Genomic DNA, 4,593 nt, shown 5'->3' with positions numbered 1-4,593 from the left:
GGCGGGCGGCGGCGAGGCGGACGAGACCGTCGGCGGCGACGACGGCGCGGCGGAGCGGGGGGACGGCGGCGCGGCGGTGGACGGCCGCGTAGCCGTCGGCGGCGATGGCGTCGAGGATGCCGCCGTAGAGGACGAAGGCGGTACGGATGCAGGGGCGGGCGACGGGGTCGAGCATCGCGAGGCCGGGGGCGGCCTCGCGGTAGACGTCGCGGGTCAGTGCGGCGGCGGCACGCAGGGCGGTGGTGATGCGGGCGTCGCGGGTTCCGCTCGCGCGGCTCCATTCGAGGAGGGGGCGGTCGACGCCGTGGGCGGCGAGGAGGTCGGCGGGCAGGTAGACGCGGCCCCGGTCCAGGTCCTCGCCGACATCGCGCAGGAAGTTGGTGAGCTGGAAGGCGCGGCCGAGGGCGGCGGCGTGGGGGGCCGCCTCGGCGCGGGGGACGACGGTGCCGAGGACGGGGAGCATCTGGAGGCCGATGACGGCGGCGGAGCCGTGCATGTAGCCGCACAGGTCCTCGTACGTGGCGTAGTCGGTGACGGCGAGGTCGGCGCGCATCGCGGTCATGAAGTCGGCGAAGTGCTGGTGGTCGATGGCGTAGCGCTCGGCGGTGTCGGCGAGGGCGCGGACGACGGGTTCGGTCGCGGTGCGGTCGCGCAGGCCGGCCAGGAGCTGGGCGCGCCAGCGGTCGAGGGCCGCGGCGCGGGCGGCGGGCGGTGTGTCGGCGCCGAGGTCGTCGACGATGTCGTCGGCCCAGCGGGCGAAGCCGTAGAGGGCGTGGACGGCGGGGCGGCGGTCGGGGGGCAGGAGGCGGGTGGCGAGGAAGTAGGTGCGGCCGTGGGTGGCGTTGAGGGTGCGGCAGGTGGTGTAGGCCGTGCGGAGGGCGGGGTCGGTGATGTGGGCGGCGTCGAGTTCGCGCGCGGTCATGCGGGGCCTCCGGCGGTGGCCGGGGCGGCAGGTGCGGGTGCGGTCATCGGGGGCCTCCCGTGATGCGGGCGGCGGCGAGTTTGCCGGAGAGCAGGACGGTGGGGACGCCGACGCCGGGGGTGGTGCCGCAGCCGGCGAGGACCGCGTTGCTGGTGCCGCGGACGAGGTTGCGGGGGCGGAAGGGCCCGGTCTGCGCGAAGGTGTGCGCGGCGGAGAAGGGGGTGCCGGCGGCGTGGCCGCGGGCGTGCCAGGTGGCGGGGGTGACGAGGGTCTCGTGCGCGATGGAGTCGGCGATGCCCGTCATGCCGCGTCGTTCCAGGACGGCGAGGAGGCTGTCGCGGTAGCGGGGTGCGAGCGACTGCCACTGTGCGGGGCCGGGGCCGAGGGCGGTGTTGGGGCAGGGCGCCAGGATGTAGTGGAGGTGTTGGCCCGGCGGGGCGAGCGAGGGGTCGGTCGCGGTGGGCCGGGTGATGAGCAGCGAAGGGTCGCTCATCAAGCGTCCTTGGCGGGTGAGTTCGTCGAAGGTGGTGGCCCAGGAGTGCCCGAAGTCGAGGGTGTGGTGGCCGAGGTGGTCCCAGGTGCGCGAGGTGCCGGCGTGCAGGACGACGGCGGAGGGGGCGTACCGCAGGGGGACCGCCCGGCGGGGGCGTGCGCCGAGAAGGTCGTAGGTCACCGGCAGGTCGGGGGTGAGGACGACGGCGTCGCAGGCGATCCGTTCGTCGGGCACGTGGACGGCGACGACGCGGCCCGCGCGGCGTTCCAGGCTCCGTACCGGTGTGGAGAAGCGCAGTTCGGCGCCGGCGGCCTCGGCCGCGGCGGCCATCGCGCGGGGTACGGCGTGGATGCCGCCGCGCGGGAACCACACCCCGGCGACGGTGTCCATGTAGGCGATCACGGCGTAGGCGGCGAGGGCGCGGGCGGGGGCGACGCCCGCGTACAGGGACTGGAAGGTGAAGACGCGGCGCAGGCGCTCGTCGCGCAGGAAGTGGCCGATCCGGGTGTCGAGGCGCCCGAAGCCGCCGAGCGCGGCGAGCCGGGCGAGGTCGGGGGTGAGCAGGCCGAGCGGTGAGTCGAAGTTGCTGTCGATGAAGCGGCGCATCTGGGCGCGGTACAGGCGGGTCAGCCAGGTGCGCAGGCGGCGGTAGCCGAGCGCGTCGGCGGGACCGGCGAAGTCGCGGACCGCGTCCTCCATCGTCGCGGCGTCGGTGTGCACGGGCAGGGTGCTGCCGTCGGCGAACCGGGCGTGGTAGGCGGGGTGGAGGGGGATGAGGTCGAGGTGGTCGGACAGGCGCGCGCCCACCGCCGCGAAGCCCTCTTCGAGCAGTTCCGGCATGGTGAGGACGGTGGGCCCGGTGTCGTGGTGGTAGTCGCCGTGGCGGAGCAGGCCGGCGCGGCCACCGGGCAGCGGGTCGCGTTCGAGCACGGTGACGCGGCGGCCGGCGCCGAGGAGGTGGAGGGCGGCGGAGAGTCCGGCGAGTCCCGCGCCGACGACGACGACGTGGGAGGTGGGGCCCGCGATGGTCTTCAGGATGGCTCCTCGGCCGTGGAGGGACGGGCATGCGTGCCGGGGGGCGAGGCGGCGGACCGGAGGGGACGGCGGCCGTGCGGTGTGGAATCGGCGCGGCCGTGCGAGGTCCGGTCCTCGGTGCCGGGGTGAGCCACCGCCGTGCGGACGGTGCCCGGGGCGGGCGGACTCCCGGGGCCCCTCTCGGCCCGCACCGGGTGCGCGGGAGCCGGTGGGGGCGGAAGACCGGCGGTACCGGCGGCGAGCTGGACGAGGGCGAGCAGTTGGGCGCGGGTCTCGGGGGCGCCGGGCAGCGCTTCCACGTGGGCGCTCGCGCGGCGCACCAGCCGGGCGATGTGCGCCTCGATGTCGCGGCGGGCGCCGGTCTCCTCCAGGACTTCGCGTACGGCGGCGAGTTCGGCGGGCCCGGCCGCCGGGTTGCCGTAGCCGCGCCGCAGGACGGCGAGCGCGGCTCCTCGGGAGCGTTCGGCGGCACGCGCGAAGCCGAGCGCGGCGAGGAGCGTGGGCTTGCCCTCCCGGATGTCCTCGCCGGTGGGTTTACCGGTACGCGCGGCGTCGCCCCAGACGGCGAGGAGGTCGTCGCGGAGCTGGAAGGCGAGCCCGGCCGCGCTGCCCGCGGCGCGCAGCCCGCGGCGCACCTCGGGCGGGGCGGAGGCGAGGACGGCGCCCAGTTCGAGAGGTCGTGCGACGGAGTAACGCCCGCTCTTGAGGACGGCGGTGCGCAGGGCGTGGGTCGCGGAGTGGGTGCCGTCGGCCTGGCCCGCCAGATCGAGGTACTGGCCGGCGATCATCTCGGCCCGCAGCACGCTCCACAGGCGGCGGGCCGGCCCGGCGACCTCGGGCGGCGGGTCGGCGGTGGCGAACGTGTCCTCGGCCCACACGAGGGCGAGGTCGCCCGCGAGGACGGCCGCCGACTGGCCGAAGCCGAGCGCTCCCGCCCCGGCCCCGGCGGGGCGTGTCGAGCCGAGGAGGACGTGCAGGGCGGGCCGGCCGCGCCGGAGGGGTGAGTCGTCCATGACGTCGTCCTGCACGAGCGCGCAGGACTGGAGCAGTTCGACGGCCGCGCCGACGGTGAGGGCGATCGCGACGGTCTCGGGTGCCGGGGCGGGGCAGGACACCCGCAGGCCCCACCACACGAACGCCGAGCGCAGCCGGCGTCCCCCGCCGCGTGTGGTGGTCGCGAGCCATTGCGCGACCCGGCGGCCGAAGGAGGCGTCGAGGCGGGCGGCCTCCGCCACCCGGGGAGCCAGCAGCCTGTCGAGGACCTCGGCAACGGCGGCGGACGGCTGGGAGTCCGCGGCCCGCCAGTCCGGCGGCTGCTCTTGTGCTCGCACCACCCGCGCGCTCCTCCGTCCCCGGTGCGGCCCGCCGCTCCCGGGCCGGGGCGGGGGCGGAGCACAGGCCCTGTCCCCCCACCTCTTCCCGCCCTGCCTCCCCTCTCCCCCGTCGCCACCCGGATGGCGGCGGGGGATTCGAAGGCGGTGGGATTCGACAGCGGTGGGGAGGAGGAACGGCGGGGGGCGGTAAGGGGGGGTCGCTACGGCAGCGGCTCGTGGTTGACCCACACGACCTTGTACGGGTGGCGGGACTGCCAGCGGGCGATCAGGTCGGCCACGCCGGGGATGGCGAAGCTCGCGGCGAGCGCCTTCGCGTCGGGGAAGCCGATGCGTACGACCGCGTCGGCGACGAAGACGGGGCTGTGCTCATCGCCGGGGACGCGGACGTGCTGCCGGGCGGCGAAGGTCTCGACGAGGCCGGAGCCCCTCATCAGGGTCTCCAGTTCCTTCAGGTAGGTGTTCAGGTCGTCGTCGGGAATCGGGGAGTCGAAGGAAACGATCATCGTGTGGTGCAACATGTGGCCATTGAACTGGTGGTTCCGGTCATGCGTCCAAGACCGCTTCGTTCTCCTTCGATGCCTGCGAGGAATGGATGGTGGCTTACAGTCGGCGGCATGGCGGAGATGGAGACGCGCGAGCTGGAGTACTTCCTTGCGGTGGCGGAGGAACTGCACTTCGGGCGGGCGGCGGAGCGGCTGGCGATCGCGCAGCCCGCGTTGTCGAAGGCGGTGCGGCGGTTGGAGGGGCGGCTCGGGGTGCGGTTGTTCGAGCGGTCCAGCCGGCAGGTGGCGCTCACCCCGGCGGGCGAG

General features: G+C 75.7%; 5 protein-coding genes. 1 reads left to right on the top strand and 4 read right to left on the bottom strand.

The annotated features are described in order from the left end of the window. The 4 genes from G3I42_RS23510 to G3I42_RS23495 all read right to left on the bottom strand — a co-directional run. Window positions 1–922 (bottom strand): phytoene/squalene synthase family protein (locus tag G3I42_RS23510; RefSeq protein WP_164289031.1); only part of this gene is annotated, 922 nt, incomplete at its 3' end. Between the two features lie 43 nt (window positions 923–965). Next, on the bottom strand, window positions 966–2,453 hold the full coding sequence (crtI, locus tag G3I42_RS23505; protein WP_164289033.1) for a phytoene desaturase family protein: 1,488 nt from the start codon (window positions 2,451–2,453) through the stop codon (window positions 966–968). Further along, window positions 2,447–3,784, bottom strand: a complete 1,338-nt coding sequence (locus G3I42_RS23500; protein WP_164289029.1) for a polyprenyl synthetase family protein — start codon at window positions 3,782–3,784, stop codon at window positions 2,447–2,449. The genes crtI and G3I42_RS23500 overlap by 7 nt, the downstream gene beginning before the upstream one ends. 200 nt (window positions 3,785–3,984) lie before the next feature. Next, window positions 3,985–4,302 (bottom strand): hypothetical protein, encoded by a 318-nt coding sequence (locus tag G3I42_RS23495; protein WP_164289027.1) that lies wholly within the window; start codon window positions 4,300–4,302, stop codon window positions 3,985–3,987. A 96-nt stretch (window positions 4,303–4,398) separates the two neighbouring features. On the opposite strand from G3I42_RS23495, the gene G3I42_RS23490 reads away from it, so the two are divergent. Continuing rightward, the coding region (locus G3I42_RS23490) for a LysR family transcriptional regulator (RefSeq protein ID WP_164289025.1) at window positions 4,399–4,593 on the top strand (195 nt) is incomplete at its 3' end.

This window comes from Streptomyces sp. SID11385, from assembly GCF_010548245.1.
GTDB lineage: Bacteria > Actinomycetota > Actinomycetes > Streptomycetales > Streptomycetaceae > Streptomyces.
Note: the sequence above shows the minus strand (reverse complement) of the source record. Positions and strands in the feature narration are given on the sequence as shown.

Bases quoted from the DNA above. Each gene is read 5' to 3' on its own strand.
- G3I42_RS23495 (WP_164289027.1), bottom strand. From the start codon at position 4,302: ATGTTGCACCACACGATGATCGTTTCCTTCGACTCCCCGATTCCCGAC.